Source organism: Stieleria mannarensis, from assembly GCF_014154935.1.
In the GTDB taxonomy this organism is placed as follows: domain Bacteria; phylum Planctomycetota; class Planctomycetia; order Pirellulales; family Pirellulaceae; genus Stieleria; species Stieleria mannarensis.
In genome coordinates, this window is record NZ_JACEHH010000171.1 from 1 (window position 1) to 973 (window position 973).

A 973-nucleotide genomic window follows, 5' to 3' on the forward strand; every position below is an offset into this window, starting at 1 on the left:
GTTGTTGATCACACCGAAGGCCATGCCTGACCTATCGGAACATCCCCGCGGCAAGCGGATCGGTGAAGTGCTTGAAAACGCGATCGCGTCCGGCAAGCCAAGCATCAACGCGAACATGTGGGGCTACTACGCCTCACGCCTTCCGGTGGTGGCGTTCGACTTCACGGTCAGTCGTCACCGCGATGGACCGGATGATGTGCTGAGTGATTTTACGGGCAACATATTAGGAGACTGCTGGTCGGGATTTCAAAAGATTGACGTGCGTAGTGACTCGCGAATCACGTTCGCGGCATGTTGGGCGCATGCGCGCCGCAAGATCGATGAGTGTCGCACTGCATTCCCGGTGCAAGTGGCGAAGTTGGAGTCGTTGATTCGGATGCTCTACGACGTAGAGGATCAGATCAAGGGGCTTGACGATGCAGCGCGTCTTGCGCGACGCCAAAGCTTATCGCGCCATGTTCTCGATCAGATCGCGCAGTACCTCGACAGCGAAGCGATGCAGTCACCGTCGGTTCTTCCCAAGAGCAATCTCGGTGTGGCGGCTGGCTATGTGCGACGTCACTGGGAGCCGCTGTGCCGGTTCACCGAGGACGCAACAATTCCGCTAGACAACAACGATTCCGAGCAGTTGATGAAACGTGTCGCCACAGGAAGGAAGAACTGGCTGTTTAAAGGCTCAGTGGCGGCGGGAGAGCGAGCGGCGAACCTGCTAACGATCATCGGCAGTGCGATCCGCAACAACTTGGACGTGCGAGCGTACTTGGACGATGTCCTACGGCGAGCGCTCGTCGGCGAGACAGACTGGTCCGCAATGACTCCCCACGCCTGGAAAGCGGAGCACCCTGAATCGATTCGCGAGTACCGTCAGGACGAGCGTCGCCAAGCGGCCGATCGCAAACGCACCCGCCGAGCCCGCCGCCGCCTGCTGAACAAGTCAACCAGGCGTCGCTAACTGGTTCTGGTGTACGGTTAC

1 protein-coding gene is annotated in these 973 nt (G+C 59.0%); it reads left to right on the forward strand.

What is annotated here, in order from left to right; translation table 11 throughout:
- A partial coding sequence (locus H1B37_RS32935) for an IS66 family transposase (protein WP_220498500.1) occupies positions 1-952 on the forward strand: 952 nt, incomplete at its 5' end.
- Positions 953-973 lie beyond the last annotated feature (21 nt).